At 65.9% G+C, this 20,349-nt stretch carries 18 protein-coding genes and 2 pseudogenes; 10 read left to right on the top strand and 10 right to left on the bottom strand.

Annotation, left to right across the window (positions count from 1 at the left end):
* Positions 1-6: 6 nt before the first annotated feature.
* Positions 7-984: a class II fructose-bisphosphatase gene (glpX, locus tag MBENS4_RS04780; RefSeq protein WP_039389129.1), complete on the bottom strand. Its 978-nt coding sequence runs from the start codon at positions 982-984 to the stop codon at positions 7-9.
* Positions 985-1,062: 78 nt separating this feature from the next.
* Between glpX and MBENS4_RS04785 the strand changes: the two genes are divergently transcribed.
* The gene (locus MBENS4_RS04785) at positions 1,063-1,521 is read left to right on the top strand and encodes a hypothetical protein (RefSeq protein WP_242404779.1); all 459 of its coding nucleotides are present in this window, start codon (positions 1,063-1,065) and stop codon (positions 1,519-1,521) included.
* Between the two features lie 112 nt (positions 1,522-1,633).
* Here MBENS4_RS04785 and MBENS4_RS04790 read toward each other — a convergent pair whose 3' ends face one another.
* The gene (locus tag MBENS4_RS04790; RefSeq protein WP_039389131.1) at positions 1,634-2,941 is read right to left on the bottom strand and encodes a homoserine dehydrogenase; all 1,308 of its coding nucleotides are present in this window, start codon (positions 2,939-2,941) and stop codon (positions 1,634-1,636) included.
* A 117-nt stretch (positions 2,942-3,058) separates the two neighbouring features.
* Complete coding sequence (locus tag MBENS4_RS04795) at positions 3,059-3,862, bottom strand: hypothetical protein (RefSeq protein ID WP_242404780.1); 804 nt, start codon at positions 3,860-3,862, stop codon at positions 3,059-3,061.
* 403 nt (positions 3,863-4,265) lie between these two features.
* Here MBENS4_RS04795 and MBENS4_RS04800 point away from each other — a divergent pair, with 403 nt between their 5' ends.
* The 4 genes from MBENS4_RS04800 to MBENS4_RS04815 all read left to right on the top strand — a co-directional run bounded on the left by MBENS4_RS04800 (position 4,266) and on the right by MBENS4_RS04815 (position 6,907).
* Positions 4,266-4,937: an energy transducer TonB gene (locus MBENS4_RS04800; protein WP_039389135.1), complete on the top strand. Its 672-nt coding sequence runs from the start codon at positions 4,266-4,268 to the stop codon at positions 4,935-4,937.
* Positions 4,938-5,012: 75 nt separating this feature from the next.
* On the top strand, positions 5,013-5,786 hold the full coding sequence (locus MBENS4_RS04805) for a MotA/TolQ/ExbB proton channel family protein (RefSeq protein ID WP_039389137.1): 774 nt from the start codon (positions 5,013-5,015) through the stop codon (positions 5,784-5,786).
* Between the two features lie 126 nt (positions 5,787-5,912).
* The gene (locus MBENS4_RS04810) at positions 5,913-6,443 is read left to right on the top strand and encodes an ExbD/TolR family protein (protein WP_199904341.1); all 531 of its coding nucleotides are present in this window, start codon (positions 5,913-5,915) and stop codon (positions 6,441-6,443) included.
* Between the two features lie 29 nt (positions 6,444-6,472).
* Positions 6,473-6,907 (top strand): ExbD/TolR family protein, encoded by a 435-nt coding sequence (locus MBENS4_RS04815; protein WP_039389140.1) that lies wholly within the window; start codon positions 6,473-6,475, stop codon positions 6,905-6,907.
* A gap of 87 nt (positions 6,908-6,994) precedes the next feature.
* Here MBENS4_RS04815 and MBENS4_RS04820 read toward each other — a convergent pair.
* The 4 genes and pseudogenes from MBENS4_RS04820 to MBENS4_RS04835 form a co-directional block, all read right to left on the bottom strand.
* Positions 6,995-9,456 (bottom strand): annotated as a pseudogene (locus MBENS4_RS04820) (ligase-associated DNA damage response DEXH box helicase).
* Positions 9,457-9,527: 71 nt separating this feature from the next.
* Positions 9,528-10,985 carry a phosphoglucomutase/phosphomannomutase PgmG gene (gene pgmG, locus MBENS4_RS04825; protein WP_052321999.1) on the bottom strand — a complete coding sequence of 486 codons (1,458 nt, stop codon included), beginning with the start codon at positions 10,983-10,985 and terminating at the stop codon, positions 9,528-9,530.
* A gap of 2 nt (positions 10,986-10,987) precedes the next feature.
* Complete coding sequence (locus MBENS4_RS04830; protein ID WP_039389141.1) at positions 10,988-11,311, bottom strand: J domain-containing protein; 324 nt, start codon at positions 11,309-11,311, stop codon at positions 10,988-10,990.
* Positions 11,308-12,119: pseudogene (locus MBENS4_RS04835) on the bottom strand (division plane positioning ATPase MipZ). Before MBENS4_RS04835 ends, MBENS4_RS04830 begins: the two are co-directional and overlap by 4 nt.
* 160 nt (positions 12,120-12,279) lie before the next feature.
* Here MBENS4_RS04835 and panC point away from each other — a divergent pair.
* From panC to MBENS4_RS04860, 5 genes are all read left to right on the top strand, one after another.
* Positions 12,280-13,134: a pantoate--beta-alanine ligase gene (panC, locus tag MBENS4_RS04840; protein WP_039389143.1), complete on the top strand. Its 855-nt coding sequence runs from the start codon at positions 12,280-12,282 to the stop codon at positions 13,132-13,134.
* A gap of 120 nt (positions 13,135-13,254) precedes the next feature.
* Complete coding sequence (locus MBENS4_RS04845; RefSeq protein ID WP_039389145.1) at positions 13,255-13,941, top strand: response regulator transcription factor; 687 nt, start codon at positions 13,255-13,257, stop codon at positions 13,939-13,941.
* On the top strand, positions 13,938-15,293 hold the full coding sequence (locus tag MBENS4_RS04850) for a sensor histidine kinase (RefSeq protein WP_052322000.1): 1,356 nt from the start codon (positions 13,938-13,940) through the stop codon (positions 15,291-15,293). The genes MBENS4_RS04845 and MBENS4_RS04850 overlap by 4 nt, the downstream gene beginning before the upstream one ends.
* A gap of 460 nt (positions 15,294-15,753) precedes the next feature.
* Positions 15,754-15,906 carry a hypothetical protein gene (locus MBENS4_RS25680; protein WP_159108016.1) on the top strand — a complete coding sequence of 51 codons (153 nt, stop codon included), beginning with the start codon at positions 15,754-15,756 and terminating at the stop codon, positions 15,904-15,906.
* A 35-nt stretch (positions 15,907-15,941) separates the two neighbouring features.
* Positions 15,942-16,559, top strand: coding sequence for a TetR/AcrR family transcriptional regulator (locus tag MBENS4_RS04860; RefSeq protein ID WP_242404781.1), 618 nt, complete (start codon positions 15,942-15,944; stop codon positions 16,557-16,559).
* 162 nt (positions 16,560-16,721) lie between these two features.
* Here MBENS4_RS04860 and MBENS4_RS04865 read toward each other — a convergent pair whose 3' ends face one another.
* From MBENS4_RS04865 to MBENS4_RS04875, 3 genes are all read right to left on the bottom strand, one after another.
* Positions 16,722-17,090: a c-type cytochrome gene (locus tag MBENS4_RS04865; protein ID WP_039389149.1), complete on the bottom strand. Its 369-nt coding sequence runs from the start codon at positions 17,088-17,090 to the stop codon at positions 16,722-16,724.
* Positions 17,091-17,095: 5 nt separating this feature from the next.
* Positions 17,096-17,620 (bottom strand): hypothetical protein, encoded by a 525-nt coding sequence (locus tag MBENS4_RS04870; RefSeq protein ID WP_039389150.1) that lies wholly within the window; start codon positions 17,618-17,620, stop codon positions 17,096-17,098.
* 142 nt (positions 17,621-17,762) lie between these two features.
* Complete coding sequence (locus tag MBENS4_RS04875; RefSeq protein ID WP_039389153.1) at positions 17,763-19,748, bottom strand: NAD(P)-binding protein; 1,986 nt, start codon at positions 19,746-19,748, stop codon at positions 17,763-17,765.
* Between the last annotated feature and the right edge of the window lie 601 nt (positions 19,749-20,349).

Raw genomic sequence — 20,349 nt, forward strand, 5'->3', positions numbered from 1 at the left:
CTGCGCTCAGATCGTGTGCTCGCCCTTGATCCAGCGCACCGTGCCCGAGCTGGCGCGCATGACCACGCTCTCGGTGGTCAGCTTGCCATTCTTGAAGTGCTTGACGCCATCGAGCAGCGAACCATCGGTCACACCCGTCGCCGCGAAGATGCAGTCGCCCTTGGCGAGGTCTTCCAGCTTGTAGATGCGGTTGAGGTCCTCGATGCCCCACTTGCGGGCGCGCGAACGCTCGTCATCGTTGCGGAACAGGAGGCGTCCGTTGAACTGGCCGCCCACGCAGCGAAGAGCCGCCGCCGCCAGCACGCCCTCGGGCGCGCCGCCCGAACCCATGTAGATGTCGATGTTGGTGTTCTCGTCGGTGGTCGCGATGACACCGGCCACGTCGCCATCGCCGATCAGCACCACGCCGCAGCCCAGGCCACGCAGCTCCTCGATGAGGTCGGCATGGCGCGGACGGTCGAGCACGCACACGATGATGTCGCCCGGCTCCACGCCCTTGGCCGCCGCAACCGCCTTGACGTTCTCGGTCGCGCTCTTCTCGAGGCTGATCACGTCCTTGGGATAGCCCGGGCCCACCGCGATCTTGTCCATGTAGACATCGGGCGCGTTGAGCAGGCCACCTTCTTCGGCCGCCGCCAGAACGGCCAGCGCGTTGGGACCGGCCTTGGCGGTGATGGTGGTGCCTTCGAGCGGATCGAGCGCGATGTCGATCCTGGGGCCCTTGCCCGGAGCGCCGCCCACCTTCTCGCCGATGAAGAGCATCGGCGCCTCATCGCGCTCGCCCTCACCGATAACGACCGTGCCGTCCATGTAGAGTTCGTCGAAAGCCTTGCGCATGGCTTCGACAGCCGCCGCATCGGCCGCCTTTTCATCGCCGCGCCCAACAAGCTTGGACGCGGATATTGCCGCGGCTTCGGTCACACGCACCATTTCGAGGACGAGGACGCGATCGAGGACTTTACTGGCAGGGGTATGTTCAGACATGTTCACTCCGGATTAATCCGTGGAGGAAAGGTTTGCCTGCCTTAAACAGAGGAACCTGAGTTGTCGAGAAGACGAACTGTGCTTTTGGCGCTTGCCGCGCTCGTCCCGACCTCGGCGCTCGGCCAGGAAGGGGATAATCCCGCCGTTTCCGACGTTTCCGACGCGGACCGCGCGATTGCGGAAAAGATGCTGGGCAACAGCGGACGGATCACCCGCGACCGCTCGCGCCGGGCCTGCCTGCGCACGATCCGCCAGGGCGAGATCATCGTGTGCGCGCCTGACGAGGAGGAGTTCCGCATCCCCTCCACCGCCGAGGACGATCCTACCGGCGCTGCCGGAACCGACGATGGTCGCCTGCGTGCGCCCGACGTCGCAGGCGATGGCATTTTCAAGGGCAAGGCGACGGCAGGCGGCATGTGCGTGGTCGGCCCCTGCCCACCCGAGCAGCCACTCATCATCGACCTCTCCACCATCCCCGAAGCGCCCGAAGGCTCGGACGCGGACAAGATCGCCAAGGGGCGCCTGCGGGTGAATTAGGACCCGCGGCCCCGCCACGAATGGCACGGAGCGAAAAAGGGGCGCGCCACGGACATGGCGCGCCCCTTTTCGTGTCCTGGCATGGGACCGGGCCGCGAAGACCCGGCGCCGATCAGCTGCCCAGAATCTGCATCACCAGCGGCGGCGCGATCAGGCTGGCCGACCCATCGAGGATGCGCACCGCCTCCACGACGCCCGATTCGGGGCCCGGGTGCGTGACGATGGCGAGGATGACCTCGCCGTCCTGGTCAGGATCGCCCTTCTGGATCATGCTCTCGATCGAGACGCCCGCATCGCGCATGGCAGCGGTGATCTCGGCCAGGACGCCCGGACGGTCGGGCACGGTGAAGCGGATGTAGAAGCTCGAGACGCGGTGCCCGGAGGCCGCCGGCTCCATCACTTCCAGCTCGGCCACGGGCATCGCGAAGGCCGGGCCCTTCTCGCCGCGCGCGATATCGATGATGTCGGCCACGACCGCGCTCGCGGTCGGCCCATCGCCTGCGCCCGCACCCTGGAACAGGAGGCGGCCGACGAAATTGCCCTCGGCGACGATCGCGTTGGTCGGCCCATCGACATTGGCCAGCGGGTGGCCGGTCGGGACGAGGAAGGGCCGCACGCGCTGGAACAGGCGCGGAGAGCCTTCTGCGGTGTCGACCTCGCTCATGCCGATCAGGCGGATGACATAACCCAGGTCCTGGGCCTGCGCGATGTCGGCCGCCTTGACCTGGCTGATGCCCACGCACTCGACCGCGTCAAAATCAAGCCGCGCGCCAAACGCGATGGACGCGAGCAGCGAGAGCTTGTGCGCAGCATCGATCCCCTCGACATCGAAGGTCGGATCGGCCTCGGCATAGCCCAGGCGCTGCGCGTCGGCGAGCACGTCACCGAAGTCGGCCCCGGTGTCCTCCATGGTGGAGAGGATGTAATTGCAGGTGCCGTTGAGAATGCCGTAGACGCGCTCAACCGCATTGGCCGCCGCGCCATCGATCAATCCGTTGACGACCGGAATACCGCCCGCAACCGCTGCCTCGAACTTGAGCGCCGCGCCCGCCTTCTCGGCGGTTTCGGCGAGCTCCAGGCCATGATGCGCCAGCATTGCCTTGTTCGCGGTGACCAGGCTCTTGCCATGGGCCAGCGCGGTGCGCGCAATGGCGAGCGCCGGGCCGTCCGAGCCGCCGACCATTTCCACCACGACATCGACATCCTCTCGCGTCGCGAGCTCGGCCGGATCGTCGACCCAGGCGTAGGCGGAGAGGTCCACGCCGCGATCCTTGGTGCGGTCGCGCGCGCTGACGGCGGTAATCTGCACCGGGCGCCGGGCGCGGCGGGCAATCAGCTGCGCATTCGTCTCGATGAGACGGACAACGCCCGTCCCCACGGTTCCAAGGCCTGCAAGTGCGATCTTCAGCGGTTCAGTCATCGGGTCCCCTTTCGGTCCCGGGCCCTAGGACAGCTGCACGCGATTTTCCAGCGCCTTGCGCATGCGCCCTGCCCTTTGCCCGCAGACCGGCCTTCGCGCGCCGTGACGCGCACAACCTCAGGAGCGGTTGCGCGTGCACGGCCCCAGCTGGCGACGGACCGCGCGATAATCGTCCTGCGCCTGCCGCTTCGCATCATACCCCTGCGAGATATTGGCCCCCTGCGGGGGATACTCCGGCAACGCGCAGGCCAGACGGTACCATTCCAGCGTTTCGGGCGCGGGGGGCTGCGTGACATCGGCCACCAGTTCGGAGAACGAGGCGCCCCAGGCAACCGGCCTGCCCGGTTCATGGCGCACCGTGATCGAGGCGGCCGAACCGTCCTTGGTATTCAAGAAGATCTGAGTCTCACCCTGCCCGGCCAGCGCCCCCGGCACATAGAGCAGTTCGCGCACACCGGTGATCTCGCCTGGCGCATCGGGTGCGACCGTCTCGCGCAGCAATCCGCGCAGCTTGCCATCGAGCGACGGCGTGAACAGGAGCTGCGAATCCGGCTCGATCAGCTGGACCTCGCCCGGACGCCCGGGCACCGCGCGTGCAAAGAGAATGACCATCTGGTCCTTCAGGTCCTCGCCCTTGCCACGGGAATCGAGGGGCATGTCGACAAGATAGCGCAATGATTCGCCAATCGGCGAATTGCCGACGAGCAAGGCGCGGGTATCCGCCTCGACATAGAATCGCCCGATTCCCGGAGCCAGACCCGGTGCGCGTTCGGCCCCGAGACGGGTCATCCGGGTCACCTGCGCCTCGACCACCATGGGGGCCGAATCGGCCAGATCGGCGAGGTCCGCAAAGGTCACGTCCGCGCCCGGAGACTGCGGGTTCGCCGCAAGTGCGGGCCCAGCCTGAAAAACGAAACTCAAAGCGGCCAGACCCATCGTAAAAGGGCGTCGCACAGCAGGCATGAAATCAGACTCCGTAACAAAATCGCAATCTTATGAGACGTGAAAAGCCTTGCGGCAATCCATCTCACGATGCACCATGCGGGTAATGCAGCTTAATTGGAGGTTAACCCCACGCTCTGCGATTGGGCGTTGCGCAGGGGCACCTTCAACGCTAAGAAAACTGCAAAACGGGGCGATAAAACAAACATGCTCCGCGGTAAGCCTTGCTGTTGCGTGACAATCGCGAGGTGGACTGTCAGCCGTCAGGGTGGGTAATTTCGAATTTCGTCATGGGCTTCGCGTGCAGCGAGGGCCATCGGCGCCCTTGGACATGTGCTTTTTCGTACATGCCCGGGGCTTGGTAATGGAGTGATGCGTCTGAATGGCTTACGCTGACCAGCAAATGAGTGGTAGTAAACTTACCACTATTGTCATCGTCGCCTTGATCCATGTGTTCATCGGCTATGCGCTGATCTCGGGCCTTGCCTATGAGGCAACTAAGAAGGTCATCAGCAAAGTGACCACCGTGGATATCAAGGAAGAACCCCCGAAGGAGGAAGAGCCCCCGCCGCCGCCTCCCGAACCGCAGCCGGATACGCCGCCGCCGCCCATCGTGGCGCCGCCGCCGCCGATCAACATCGCGCCGGCTCCGCCGCCGGTTCAGACCGTGATCACCGCGCCGCCTGCACCGCCCGCCGTGATCACCACGGCTGCGCCGCCGGCACCGCCGGCACCGCCTGCTCCCCCGGCTCCTTCGAAGGCACGTGGTGCCTCCACGAAAAGCCAGGGTCGCTGGGCCGCGCAGATCCAGCGCAACTACCCGAGCCGCGCCGCGCGTGAGGGTCGTGAAGGTCGTGTGGGTGTTCGCGTGACGGTGACGACCGAAGGCCGCGCCAGCGGCTGCCAGGTCACCAGCTCGAGCGGTAGCCCGGATCTGGACGAAGCAGCTTGCGACGGCATGGAGCGCTATGCGCGCTTCGATCCGGCGCTCAACGCAGCCGGCAACCCGATTTCGAGCAGCTACTCGACCACGATCGTCTACCAGCTCAACTAAGCCCATTGATACAGGGCCCCGCCCCTGGCGTGAGACGGCCCTATAATCCTGCATTCTTCTTGAGAGGTAATTCGCATGCTTATCGTTGATATCCTTGCCGCCGCCGGCGAAGCCGCGCCGCAGAACAAGTTCGGCTTCGCCGAAGCCCTCGAACAGGGCGGTTTCATCGCCTACGCCACCGTCGTGATCCTCGGCATCATGTCGTTCGGTTCGTTCTACATCCTGTTCACCAAGTGGTTCGAACAGTCGAAGATCTTCCGCCAGTACAAGGCCGTTGGCGGCTCGTTCTGGAAGGCCCCGACCATCAAGGACGGCGCCACCAAGCTCGAGAAGAACAGCGCATGGCGCCAGCTCGTCGACGACGGCATCGTTGCTGAAGAGCAGCACGCCAAGATGACCGACGAACTCGAAGCCCACGACTGGCTGCACGCCTCGCTCGCGCGCTCGGAAGCGTCGATCAACGCCCGCCTCGCCGGTGGTCTTCCGTTCCTCGCCACCGTCGGTGCAACCGCTCCGTTCATCGGTCTGTTCGGTACCGTTGTCGGCATCTACCGCGCCCTGATCGCCATCGGTCTTGCCGGTTCGGCTTCGATCGACAAGGTCGCCGGCCCGGTTGGTGAAGCTCTCATCATGACCGCACTCGGCCTGCTCGTCGCCGTTCCGGCCGTGCTTGCCTACAACTACCTCCAGGCTCGCAACAAGCGCATCGCCGAGCTGCTGACCGGCTTCTCGAGCGACGTTCTTGCCTACATCACCTCGAAGGGTGCCGTTAAGCCGATCACCTCGACCGCTTCGGCTGCCAAGAAGCCGGCCGCTGCTCCGGCCAAGCCGGCTCCGGCCAAGTCGTAATCAGTCCGGGCTTCCGGGACCGGCCTCGCTGGTCCCGCAACCTCCGGGGACCCAAAGGCGGCGACAGTACTATGCATGCGCTGCACGTCGCCTTCCCCAAGGCAACGCAAGGATTAGGATAAGACTATGGCGATATCTTCGGGCGGAGGCGGTGCTGAGACACCGATGTCCGACATCAATACGACGCCGCTCGTCGACGTCATGTTGGTGCTTCTGATCATCTTCCTGATCGCGGTTCCGGTCGCGATCCAGACGATCGAAAAGCTGCGTATCCCGGTGATCGAGGCCGTCGAATCGAAGGACAAGGTCGAAAACCTTCTCCTCACGGTGTCGACGACCGATGCTGGCGGCCGCAGTGCAGGTGAACCGGGCTACGAAGGCGCATCGCGCAACGGTGAGTGCCGCGTTTACTTCAACAACATCACCCCGGTCTCGGCCGAGGAACTTCGTGACCGCGCCTTCAAGCGCCTTGACGGCATCGTCAAGCGTGCGGGCGGCCCCGAGGCCCTCATGGCGAACCCGGACCTGGTGCCCCAGGTGCACATCCGCGGCGACGTGGAAGCCCCGTGGCGCTGCGTGGCCGGCACGATCTACAACGTGCAGATTTCGGGCTACCCGACGGTTGGCTTCATCACCAACCCGATCGACCCGAACTAAGCCCCCGGCAAGAACAGGAGAACACCCTCATGGCTATGTCAGGCGGCAAGGAAGACGGCGCGCCGATGATGGAGATGAACACGACGCCGCTCATCGACGTCATGCTCTGCCTCCTCATCATGTTCATCATGTCCATCCCGGTCGCGACCCACGCGATCAACATCGACCTGCCGGTAAATTCGCAGACGCCGAATAATCCGCCGCCGGTCGATCCGATCCGCAACAAGGTCGTTCTCACCGTGAACGACGAGATCCTGTGGAACGGCACTCCGGTGGACGGCGGCGGCCTCTTGAACCTGCTTCAGCAGTCGCTTCAGTACGAAGTCGAGCCGGAACTTCAGTTCCAGCCTGAGCCGAACGCCAGCTACGAGCTGTCGGCCCAGGTGCTGCAGATCATCAAGGGATCGAACGTCTCGAAGTTCGGTTTCGTCGGCAACGAGCAGTTCGCCGAATTCAGCAAGTAAGCTGAACCGATACCGAGCTCTTGCGAGCACAGATCAAGGGGCGGAGCAATCCGCCCCTTTTTCATGTCTGCTCACGAGAGCGCGCGATCACAAGGCCTCGGGATCCTCGGTCGTGGGCTCCACCTGCATGGCGAGCCCCGCCAGCGTCTCGGCCTCGAACAGGAGATCATCGTCGGCAGCGCCTGCAGGCAGGCTCTCGCGTCCGATCATGGAGAGCGCCGGGACCGCCAGCGGACTGATCCGCTCCAGGTGGACATGGTCGATTTCCCGCGCCGCGCGTTCGAGCAGGTCCCCTACCCGCGCCACGTCGGTCAACCGCGCGCGCGCATCGGCCCAGGCCGCCTCGATCAACACGTGATCAGGCTCGTACTTCGAGAGCACGTCGTAGATGAGGTCGGTCGAGAACGTGACCTGCCGCCCCGATTTGCGCTTACCCGGCTGCTGGCGCTCGACCAGGCCGGAGATAACCGCCACCTCCCGGAAGGCCCGCCGCAGGAGATAACTCTGCTGCACCCAGTCGACGAATTCATGGGTCAGGATATCGGGTGAAAGCAGCGCGGCGGGCTCTGCCACCGCCTTCAGGCTCCACACGATAAGCGTATAGTCCGTCGCCACGAAGCCCAGCGGCCCAAGCCCCCTGTCCTCCATGCGCCGGGTAATGAGCATCCCCAGCGACTGGTTCGCGTTCCAGCCCTCGAAAGTATAGAACGCGGTATAGGCCAGATCACGGTGCGGGAAGCTCTCGACCAGCAGCCGCCCGGGCGCAGGCAGGTGCGAGCGCCAGTCTTGCACTTCCAGCCATTCACGTACATCGTCGGGGAACCGCGCCCAGCCTGCACGGTCCGCCAGCATCGCCTGGACACGTCCTGCCAGATGCGTCGAGATCGGCATGCGCTGGCCCATGTAACTGGGGATCGTGGCCGAGCGTTTCGCCGCGCGCACGATGAGATCGAGGTCCTTGAGCGATTCGACCTCAAGATCGAGCCCGGCAAAGCGAAAGGTATCGCCCGGCTCCAGGCTCGCCCCGAAGCCTTCCTCGACCTTGCCCAGAGAGCGTCCGTTGCGAAAGCGCACCTCGAGCATTTCGGAATCGACGATAATGCCCGCATTCAAGCGATGGCGCGCCGCATGCTCGGGGTGGGTGAGGCGCCAAAGCCCATCGCGGTCCTTCACGATGCGCCGGAAGCGGTCGTAGGCCCGCAGCGCGTAGCCCCCGGTCGCCACAAATTCGAGCACGCGCTGCAGAACGGCCGCGTCCACCCAAGCATAGGCCGCGCTGGAGCGCACTTCATCGAGCACTTCGGCCTCGGTGAACGGCCCCGCACAGGCCCGGCCCATGACATGCTGGGCCAGCACGTCGAGGCCGCCCGGCCGAAAACCCTCGCCATCACGCTGGCCCTCCCGGACCGCCTCCTGGGCCGCAAAGGCCTCGAGAAACTCGAAACGGTTGCCCGGCACGAGCAGCGCCTCGCTCGGGCTGTCGAGCCGGTGGTTGGCGCGCCCGATCCGCTGCAAAAGGCGCGAGGAGCCCTTAGGCGCGCCCATCTGCACGACAAGGTCAATATCGCCCCAGTCGATGCCGAGATCGAGACTGGCGGTACAGACAAGAGCGCGCAATTCGCCCCGCGCCATGGCCCCTTCCACCTTGCGCCGCGCCTCCTTGGACAGCGAGCCGTGGTGGATGCCGATAGGAGCGTGTCCTCGTTCGCACTCCACAGTTCCTGGAAGATGTACTCGGCAAGGAAGCGGGTATTGGTGAAGATCAGCGTCGTACGATGCGCGGCAATCCGCTCCATGAGCTGCGGGATCGCCCAGGTGGCCGCGTGCCCGCTCCAGGGGATGCGCGCGTCCTCGGGCACCAGGATCTCGACGAGTGGAGCCGCCCCCGCTTCGCCTTCGACAAGCGCGACCGAATCGAGGTCACCCCAGGGCGCGAGCCAGCCCCGGTAGGCATCGGGATCGGCCAGCGTCGCGGAAAGCGCCGCACGTTGCAGCCCCGGTGCCAGCGCCTGGAGCCGTGCCAGCGAAAGCGCCAGCAGATCGCCACGCTTGCCCGCCGCGAAGGCATGGACCTCGTCGATCACAACCCGGCGCAGGCTGGCAAACATCTCCGCCGCTTCGGGATAGCTCAGCAGCAGCGAGAGCGATTCGGGCGTCGTCAGCAGCACATGCGGGGGCCGGGCGCGCTGGCGGGCCTTGCGATCCGACGGCGTGTCGCCGCTGCGCGTCTCGACGCGGATCGGCAGCTCCATGTCCTCGATCGGGGCGATCAGGTTGCGCTGAACGTCATGCGCCAGCGCCTTGAGCGGCGAGATGTACAGCGTGTGCAACCCTTCGGGCGGCGCCGTTTCCTTCAGCCGCGACGGTGTGAAGTCGCAAAGCGTGGGCAGGAAACCTGCGAGCGTCTTGCCCGCGCCGGTATCGGCAACGAGCAGGGCATGGTGTCCGGCATCGGCGGCCTCCAGCATCTGGGCCTGGTGGCGCCGCACGCGCCAGTCGCGGCCTGCGAACCACGCCGTGATCTCCGGGGGTACTGCCTGCTCGGCCATCCTCTTTCCTACTCCGCCGCCTGACCTCTCGTGCAATCCCTGCGCCGGGGGCCGGTTCCCCGCGCCGCTTCTCAGGCCTCGCGCGGCCGGACGATACCCGATAGCGCCAGTTGCGCATCGATCTGCGCGACAAGGCGTGCCAATCCCTCTTCGGAGGTACTTTCCGCGCGCGCGGTCAACATGTCCTGCGTGTTGGATGCGCGCAGCAGCCACCAGCCATCGGGCCCATCAAGGCGCAGACCATCAAGCGTCACCGGCTCGTGCCCCTCCTGAGCCAGACGTTGCCCCACTTCGGCCACCACGGCCGTGCGACGCGCCGGCGGCACGGCAAAGCGCAGCTCCGGCGTCGCAAACGTGCGCGGCAGGCTGTCGAGCAGATCGGCGACAGAGCGTCCGCCCTGCGCCACCAGCGCCATCATCCGTACCGCTGCGTAGATGCCATCGTCGAACCCGAAGTAACGGTCGGCAAAGAACAGGTGGCCACTCATCTCACCGCCCAGAATCGCCCCCGTCTCCTTCATTGTGGACTTGATGTGCGAATGGCCGGATGGCGCCATGACCGGCACTCCGCCCGCGGCCTCGATCTGTGCGAACGTGGTCGCGGACATCTTCACATCCCCCACGACCGAAGGGTGCACACCGCCGTCTTTTCCTGCATTTCGCGCCAGAACGTCGCGCGCCAGAAGCGCCAGCAGCTGGTCCCCCCAGACAATCCGCCCCTGCCCGTCGACGACGCCGATCCGGTCCGCGTCGCCATCGAAAGCAACTCCGAAATCGAGGCTCTTCGCCGCGACGAGCGCCTGAAGGTCTGTCAGGTTTTCCGGGAGAGTGGGATCGGGATGGTGATTGGGAAACCGTCCATCGACACAGGAGTGCAGGACATGGTGGGTTCCGGGCAACTGCAGGCACAGGCGTTCAACGAGGGGACCGGCAGCGCCATTGCCTACATCCCACGCGACCCGCAGGCGCGAGAGCGCATCCGGGTCCGCCTGGCCGAGCCCGCCGCGCAGCGCGGCGATGTAATCCGGTACGACATCGCGCCCTTCCACGGCGCCCTCCCCCTCCATCCAGTCCGCGCGCGCAGCCATGCCGCCCAGCTGCGCAAGGTCCGGCCCGAAGAAGGGACGCCCGCCAAGTACTATCTTGAAGCCATTGTGATCGGCGGGATTGTGGCTGCCGGTTACCTCAATGCCGCCTTCCACATCTTCCAATGACCTCTCCGCGAAGTAGAGCATCGGACTGGGCGCAAGACCGATCCGGATGACGGCAACGCCGCTCTCGCAAAGGCCCTCCACAAGAGCCTGCTCGAGCTGCGGCGAACTGAGACGGCCATCCCGGCCGACGACCACCTTCGGGGTCTCGACAGGAGATCCACGTCGCACGACAGAGCCGAAACTGCGCCCCAGAGCGTAGGCATCGGCCTCGAACAGGGTCGCGCCATAGATGCCGCGCACGTCGTAGGCGCGCAGGAGCGAGGCGTCGAAGACATGCCCCCCGCGCGGGTGGAGCGGCCCCGGGGCAAGCGCCATGGTCAGCGCTCCGTGTCCTCCGCCCCCGTGTCGCCGAGCGCGGACAGCAACGTGTCGCGTGCGGCATTGGCGGCGTGGACCTCTTCGCTCGAGCCACCGCGATCAGGGTGGACCAGCGCCACCTGACGACGGTGCGCCTCCAGGATCTGCTTGCGGCTGGCCCCGTCCTTCAGGCCCAGCAGCTCCTGCGCCTGCCGCTGCGCGAATGTGCGGCGCTTGGGCGGACTGTCGGGCCAGTGACTGATCCCCAGCGTCTGCCAGGGCCAGCGCCCCAGAATCATCCGCCAGGCAATCGCGGCCAGGACGATGATCCAGAGGAACTTCATCGGCCGGGCGCCAGGACAGCGGGTGCCTCGGTGCGGCCCGGACGGGGCAGATTGAGGCCCTTCACCAGACCGCGCAGTTCCTGACGGGCGACCAAGTGGCTGGTACCCAGTTCACCCAGATGCCCCTTGTCGAGCAGGGTCAGGCCCGAGGGGAACAGCTCGCGGAAGATCACGCGCTCGGACAGGCCGCCCGAGATGCGGAAACCGACGCGGCGCGCCAGTTCCTGCAGAGCTCCGTCCATGCGGCGCATGTTGCGCGCCTCGACGTGCTGCATGCGGTTGCGCACGACCACCCAGTCAAGCTCACGCGCGCCCTGCTCGATCGACTTGACCCCGCGCTTCTTGCGCGCCTCCCAGATCACCTCGGCGTAGAACGAGAGCTTCTTGACCTTGAAGGTCTCGGTCTCGACCTGGCCGATGAGGTCGAAGTCGATGAAACTGTCGTTGAGCGGGGTGACCAGCGTGTCCGCGGTCGAGGGACGTGGCGCGCGAAGGCGTCGTCGCGGCCCGGCGTGTCGAAGATCAGGAAATCATAGCCTTCCGCAATCTGCTCGGCGAGGTCGTCAAGCTCGTTGAAGTCCTCCCCGTCATAGACCGAGAAACGCGCGCCCGGCAGCGCGATACCGCGCTTCTGCTCGGTCTCGACCCGGTTTTCGAGGTAGCGGTACAAGGTGCGCTGGCGCGGATCGAGATCGATCGCGGCGACCTTGGCCCCCTGGTAGGCAAGCGCGATGGCCACATGAACGGCGGTGGTGGACTTGCCCGTCCCACCCTTTTCGTTTGCGAAGACGATACGATGCGCTGTCACGGATCCTGATTTCGCTCTTTCTGCTGGCGCCGGGCGGCCAAGACCGCCTTTGCACCTTCCCCTGTTTTCAACCCATTGCCGCCCCATGACCTGTACCGCTATGGGCGTGGTCACGTGGCCGCCTCGGGTTGGCGGTATCCTATCGGAGCAGTCCTTGCCAATGCAAACCGTGCACGCCCTTGATCCACTGCGCAGTGCCACCGCCCGATTGCGCGCGAACGGCACGCTGGCGCTGGTCCCGACCATGGGCGCGCTCCATGAAGGCCATCTGACACTGGTGCGCGAAGCCCGGCGCCGCGCCGATGCGGTGGCCGTCTCGATCTTCGTCAACCCGCTGCAATTCGGCGCAAATGAGGATCTGGACGCCTATCCGCGCGTTCTTGAACGCGATGCACGGCTGCTCGAGGAGGAGGGTGTGGACCTCCTCTGGGCGCCGCAGGTCTCCGCCATGTACCCGGACGGATTTGCCACCTCGATCGGCGTTACGGGCGTGAGCGAAGGCCTGTGCGGCGCGGCGCGGCCGGGCCATTTCGACGGCGTTGCGACCGTCGTCGCCAAGCTCTTCAATCAGGTCGGACCGGACATGGCCTTCTTTGGCGAAAAGGACTGGCAGCAACTGGCCGTCATCCGCCGCATGGCCCGCGACCTGGACTTCACCCGCCCCCACGTCACCGCGATTCACGGCGTTCCCATCGTGCGCGAGGCGGACGGGCTCGCGATGTCCTCGCGCAACGCCTACCTCTCTGCCAACGAGCGCGCCCGGGCGGCCACCCTCCCCGCCGCGATGAAGGCCGCCATTGCACGGATCGAGGGAGGAGAAGCTCCGGCGAGCGCGCTCGGCGCACTTGCCGACGAACTCGCAGCTGCGGGTTTCGGACCCATCGACTATGCGCAGCTGTGTGACGCGGCCAGCCTTGCTCCGCTCGATGCCCCTATTGGCGCCCCCATGCGCCTGCTCGTGGCCGCCCGGCTGGGCACCACGCGCCTCATCGACAACATGGCGGTGAGCGCCTGACCCCTTGCGCGCAATCGCGGCAAGGCTAATTCTCACAGCCTTCGTCATTTGCGCGCGAAGGCGACCGGGCTAGGGTATCCTTTTGAAATTCGGGACTCCCGGCAAGCGGGAAACGGGAACATGGCCGGACTGAACATTCTCTACGTCGAGGACGACGCCCGCGCCGCCCGGCAGGTCCGCGATCTGGCCGCGAAAGGCGGCGACGTCGTGCAATGGGCCGACAACGGCACCGACGGGCTCAAGCGTGCGGGCGCCGAGCCTTTCGACGTCATCATCCTGGACCGCATGCTGCCCGATCTCGACGGTCTTACCATCCTGGCGCGCCTGCGCGAGAGCGGCATCGACACGCCCGTCCTCATGCTCTCCGCCCTCGGGCGCACCAGCGACCGGGCCGAAGGGCTCGACGGCGGCGCGGACGACTACCTTGCCAAACCCTTCGAGAGCGAGGAACTGCTGGCCCGCCTGCGCGCGCTGCACCGCCGCGCTTCGGGCCGCGCGCACAGCGCCGTGATCCTCTACGGCGCGTTCGAGTGCCACGTGAAGGCGCGCACCGCCTTCCGGGCCAACCGCCACCTCTCGCTCAGCCCGCGCGAGTTCGAACTGTTCCGCTACTTCATGGAGAACGCGGGCGAAGTCCTCACCCGCGAAATGCTGCTGCGCGACGTGTGGAAGATGAACTTCGATCCACAGACCAACGTCGTCGACGTCAACATCGGGCGCCTGCGCCGCAAACTGGAGGAGGGCTTCGACAGCCCCGCGCTCGAAACCATCTGGGGCGCAGGCTACCGCCTGCTCGAAGGCCGGTGATCAAGCTCCTTGGCTTGCGCCACTCGATCTATTCGCGGATCGTGGTGCTGGCCTGTCTCAGCGCGCTCAGCATCACCTTCGTGCTCTGGATCCTGACCGACACGACCATTTCACGCGCCAACCAGATCGCGCTCGAACGCGCGGTCGACGTCGATATGGCCGGGCTCGTCGACATCTACACCAGCAACGGCCTGCCTGAACTGCAGGACCGCATCGCCGACCGTATCGCTCTCGAACCGCGCAAGGGCACCTTGACGCACTACATGCTGATTGGAGGACAGGGACAACGGCTGGCCGGGGACCTCACGCGCTGGCCAGACCTTCACGCCAGCCTTTCCCAGACCGGCAAGATCGCGGTTGATCGCAACCGCCACGCCTATGGCCGGGTTACCCAACTGGGCCCGAACCTGCGCCTTCTGGTCGCGCACGAGGCCCGCGATCTCAATACCTTGCGCCGTCAGGTCGGCTTCGTCTTCTTCGCTGGCGGGCTCATCATCGTGGCCGCCGTCGCATTGACCGGCCTGATCGCCGTGCGCCGCCTCGCCACGCGTATCGAACGCCTCAACACCGCCTTTCGCACGCCCGACGACGCCGCGCTCGAAGCGCTGTCGCGCCATCTGGAGAACGAGGACGAGATTGGCGAGCTGACCCGCCACTCGGCCAACGCGCTCGCCCGCCTGCGCCGCCTAGCGAGCGCCAACCGCGAGACGACCGACCACGTCGCCCATGAGATCCGCACGCCGCTGATGCATCTCGACAACCGGCTGGTGAAAACACTCGCAGCGACCCCGGACCCGGAAACCGCGCGGCGCATTGCCAGCGCGCGCAGCGAGATCCGGCGCATCATCCGCATGCTCGAGTCGCTCCTCGACATTGCCGCCAGCCAGGCCCGGCGCGGCGACCGGCACGGCCTTGTCCCTGTCGACCTGTCCGAGATCGCCCAGCGCCTTGGCGAACTCTACGCCGACAGCGCCGAGGAAACCGGGCATGCCCTCATCCTCGACATCGAGCCGGACGTCGTGATTCCCGGCGAGGAAATGGCCCTTACCCGCCTCATCACCAACCTGCTCGACAACGCCTTCAAGTTCGTGCCGAAAGGGGGTACGATCACGCTGGCGCTCGAGGCCGGCCCCCGGCTCACCGTGCGCGATGACGGTCCGGGCATCCCCGAAGGGCAACGCGAGCAGGTCTTCGAGAAGTTTTCCCGCGCCGGACAGCACCCGGAAGGCAACGGCGCAGGGCTTGGCCTCACGCTGTGCCGGGCGATTGCCCAGCGCCACCATCTCGAGATCGCCCTCGTCAACACCCCACAGGGCGCCTGCTTCACCGTGACACCGGAGACCACGACATGAGCTTGTCCAGGCGCACTCCTTTGCTGTTCGAAGCCCTTGGCAGACAGACCCGTACGGCCATCCTGGGTGGTCTGGCGCTGGGCCTTGCGCCCATTGCCCTGGCACAAGGTGCCGCAGCCCAGACAGCCCCCGACAGTGTCAGCGGCGTCGTCGCCCTGGCCCTGTCCGAGGCCGCGCAGGCCCACGCCGGGAACGATCCCGACAGGCTCGAGAGCGCACTGGCCGTGATCGAGCGTGCCCGCGCCCATCCGATTGCCGAGTGGCCGGGCGAAGACCCGGTGCCCCTGTGGCGAACCGTTGCCCCGGCCACATCCGCGCCCGCCCCGATCTACCGCGGCAGCCCGCTCGGCCCGGGCTACCGCAGCGGGCAGGTCACGGGCGGCAAGGCCGAGCAGTTCGAACAGGTTTTCTCTCCGGGGAGAAGGCGCGCATTGCCCTCTCCTCTCCCGGCAAGGCGCCCTTGTCCCTGCGGGTCCTGGATCGCAATGCCCGCGCCGTGTGCGAGGGAAACAACGGCGCCTGCCAGTGGGTGCCCCTCTTCACCCAGCGCTACGTCATCGAGATCCGCAACCAGGGCAAGGACCTCGCCCGCTACTTCCTCGTCGTGGAATAACAGACCCGGGGGCGGGCCCTTTCGCCATTTTGCGCTTGCACTGTCCTCCTGCGCTCGCCACCCAGCAGGGCATGGCGAACCCGGCTCCCCCTTCCTCGCGCGATCCCTCGCGCGAAGAGACAATCCTGACCGCGGCGGCCGCGCTCTTTGCCGAGCGGGGCTATGCGGCGACCAGCATTCGCGACATCGGGGAAAAGGTCGGCCTGCTGGGCGGTTCGCTCTACCACTACATCAAGAGCAAGGACGCGCTCTTCATCCGCGTCCACGACGATGCCCTGCGCGGCGCGGAAGAGGCGATCCGCAGCGCCATCGCACCGATCACCGATCCTGCCCGGAGACTGGAAACGGCCTGCCGGGTGCTGATCGCGATCCAGCTTGATCCGGCGTCGCTGACACTGCCGCTGATGAACGATTTTCGCGCGGTGCCCGCCACCGTGCGGGCCAAGCTGATCGAGCGGCGCGATGCCTTCGAGACGCTCTTTGCGCAGCTCGTGGAGGCCACACCGCTGCCCGCACACATCGACCGTGCGCTCTACCGGATCCTGCTGCTCACCACGATCAACTCGGCCGGGAACTGGTACCGCCCAGGGCGCCTCAGCCTGGACGAGGTGACGCGGCAGATCCTGGCGATCTATCAGGTTCCGGAAGCCTGAAGAATAGTTCCGAGGGCCATCGCCCTCGGGCTCCCCATACCAGCGACCTCAAGGCTCTCGAACAGCTCTGGTTGAGAGAGATGAGGTCGCCGGTTCTGGGGTCAAGGGGTGATGACGCCTTGGAAAATCTACTTTCTTCCGAATTTCCTGCGAACTAGTCCGTCACTTCAAGGTCGCAAGATAGGCCAGAAGCGCCTTGCGCTGCTCGGCATTGCGCAGGCCCGCATAGGCCATGCGCGTGCCGGGAATTTCCTTGCGCGGGTTGGCAAGGAAGGCGTCCAGGCTTTTCGGGTTCCACTTCCGTCCGTCCTTGGTGAGTGCGGGCGAGAAGCGGAAGCCCTCGGCCGAGCCCGCCTTGCGGCCCACCACGCCAAAGAGGCTGGGCCCCATCTTCTTCTCGCCGGGCTTCGTGCCGTGGCACACCGCGCACGAGCCGGTGAAGACCTTGCGGCCTGCGGCGGCATCCTGCGCCTCAGATGGCAGGGACAGGCCTGCGAGAAGCCCTGCGGCGATCATGCAAAACGTGCGCATCACGATCAGTCCATCAGGTCCCAGCGGCGGTACACGATGTTGGTGTCGCCATAGCTGTAGTTGAGCGTCTCGCCGTCCTCGGAGAGCTGGTAGATGCAGGTGTAGGACCCACCGTTGCGCGCGACCACGAGTTCGAGGCGTCCCGGGCCGACGAGCTTCCACGAGACGACGTTGTAGGGGTAGGAATTGGCATCGACGTGGTACTCGATCGCAGGCGTGCCATCGGGCGTCGCGGCCCAGTGGCCGAAGGTCAGCTTGCCGTCTGCGCCCTTGGTCGCGAAGGACACCAGGATCTTGCCGTCCTCGGAATAGGCAAAGCTGCGGATCGCGGCGAGCGGCGCGGCCTTGGGATAGGTCGAAGCCTCAAGGTCCACCTTCCAGTAGCCGATCAGGCCCTGTGTCCCGGAAATGCGCGGGTCGAGTTCGGGCGCGGCGGCCTGCGCCTCGCCTGCGGCAAGGCCGCCGACAAGCGCGCCGGTGGTGGCAAGGCCAAGGGCTGCGGCCGAGAAAGTCCGGGCAATCCAGTTCATCGAATATCTCCTGGTCAGGGCGCAAGGGCGCTGTCGGTGCGTCCCGGGGGCCAGGCACCGCGCACGCCGTGCGCATGAAGGTTGGGGAAAGGAAGGTCGGCAAGGGCGGGGCAAGGCTCCAGGCCCTGCCCCGCCCCGCAGGTCAGATCACTTCGTAGAAGCCGAACTGGCGCTGTTCGAGTTCGCGCACCGCGCGGAACGCCTCGTCCATGGCCGTACCCGCGGTCGAGACACCGCCCGCATCGGAATTGGCGATGGTGATGCGCCCGAAGGGCTGCTTGGCGAGCGCGGTAGGCGAGACCTTGGCCTCGCGGTCGGCCTCGAACAGGGTGTTGCGCCCGGTGGCAAAGCCATGGCCCCAGCGGTTGACCGTGATCGCCAGGATATCGCGCGCCGGATCAAAGCTGGTGCCTGCAAAGACCGCGGCCGCCTGGCTGCGCACGGCCTTCTCGAAGTACTCGAAAGGCGTGGCGAGAAGTCCGGCGCGGGCCATGCGGAACTGGTCGTCGGCATGGGTGCCCGGCTCGGGCGCGGCGCCGCCGCACAGTTCGCTCAGCATCGTCGTGTTCGAACACACGCCCGAGTTCGAACCCGTGTTGAAACCCACGACCATCGGCTGGTCGGGCGAGGTCGGCGGGGTCATCTCGCCCAGATAGCGCTGCGCGGCGAGCCCCATCGATCCATAGAAGGTGCTGGGGAAGGACACTCGCCCGATCTTGGCCTCGACGAAAGGCTGCCAGTTGCGGAAGAGCACGTTGGTGACCTGGTTCACCGCGCGTACGGCCTGGTGCATCGCGCCCTTCTGCTCCTCGGGCAGTTCGGGAATGAGGTAGGGCACGACGTTGTTCATGCAGGCCATGACCACGTTCTTGCCGCGCACCGCCATCATCTTGCCGTCATTGATGTAATTGACCGTGCACTCGGACGTATCGGGGTCGAACAGGCGCCCGTCCGGCCCTTCGTGCTTCACGCCGGTGACAATGCTCTTGAGGCGGATGCGCACCTTCTGGCCGGGCCGGTCGAGCGTAGAATAGTCGACCCGCTTGGTTTCGACCTCGGCGAAGTTGCCGGGCGGCAGCGCGTCGGGAATGAGATCGCGCACGATGAGGCGCGCGATGTCGCTGTTGCCGGCGGGCAGGTGGTAATCATCGTGGTGGATGGTCTCGCCCTCGGGCGAGTTTGCCGGGCGCTCCAGACCCAGCCCCTCGAAGCCGGGACGGTGGCGGAAGAAGGCAAACCAGGCCGAACCCATGTCCGAGCCCAGGCACCAGATGCCCTGCATCAGGGGCACCACGTCAGGGTGCACCTTGGCCACGTTGAGCATGTAATCCCGGTAGCTCATCGAACGCAGCGTCTCGACCTTCTTCGCCGCGCTCATTCCAGCAAGGTAGTCGATCCGGCCATTGACGAAGCGGTCGAGGCTTTCCTTGACGGCGGGGGGGAATGGCGTCTGGTCAAGCCAGGCGCGATCGAAGCCCAGCGTCGAGCCGCCCTTCACCATCTGGTCGCGGCCGTAGACCTCCTTGCGGAAGAACGTGCCCGATTCCAGCCCCAGCGACTTGTAGAGATTGCCGTCCGAGCGGTCCGTCGGATTGCCCGGACCGATGCCCAGGTGATTGACGAGCGCGATCGCATCCTTCGTCCAGAACGAGGGCCCCACGATGTAGGACGAGCCCCCGTTGGCGATCAGCTGCTTGCCGCTCGCCTGGAATTCGTTGCGCTTCGCATGGCCGCCGAAGTCGTCCATGTTGTCGATGATGAGGATCTTCGCGTCGTTTCCGAAACGCTCGCGGAAGTACCAGGCCGCAGCAAGGCCGCTGATGCCGCCCCCCACCACGACAAGGTCGTACATCTCGCCAGTGGGATCGCCCGCCGGGAAGACCTTGCCGTCGCGCATCTCGTGGGCGGCCTCGTAGGCACCGGGGTGATGACCCCGCATGCCGGTGCGGAAGGGCGGATAGTTCGCCGCGGTCACCGCGCCGTCGACGTTGACGCCCGAAAGCACGGCGCCCTTGGGGCCCATTCCCGCCTTGGCGAAGGCCGAAGGCGCGGCCATGGCAATCGCGCTGCCGGCGGTCGCCGCGGCGACGCCCTGGATGAAATCGCGCCGGTCGATCGACCGGCCCATTCCCAGATCCCTGTCTTGACCCCTCATAGTCGTTCCCCTGGTCTGGGCCAGCGCACGGCTGACCTTCGTGTCCATGCAGAGCATCCCGGGCGGCACGATCTGTCGTGCCCGGGGGCTGGCGGGACGGCGCCCATGTCGGCGGCCCCACACGCACGCCGGGACGCGGATCTTGTGCTCCCGCCATCCTGTGCTCCTGCAGCGAGGCTATCAGCGACCCTGTTCGATACGTGCCGAATTCCGGTCAAGCCGAAACAGATTCTGCTGAATACGCCCTCACGGCCGAACACCTGCACCGCCGCACCACGCCCGCGCGGGAGTCCCTGATCCTCCGCAGTGAAACCCTCAAAATACCCTTCTGAAAAGGGTTACAGAGGCATTTTCGAGCCTTTTTATCCGACAGGCGAATTCTGACCAACACAATATCGTCGTAATTTTCAGGATGCGATGGACTCGAAGCTGCTCGTGGAATGTGCGTGTTGCAGTGCACAATAAGGCGTCACGGCAGCACATTTCGCAAAATCGGCGTCCGAATTGGCAGGTTCTGCCGAAGCCGCAAAAGAAAACGGCAACACAATCCCGTCGCCCCATACGACGATCCGAA

It is taken from the genome of Novosphingobium sp. MBES04 (assembly GCF_000813185.1).
In the GTDB taxonomy this organism is placed as follows: Bacteria; Pseudomonadota; Alphaproteobacteria; order Sphingomonadales; family Sphingomonadaceae; genus Novosphingobium; species Novosphingobium decolorationis.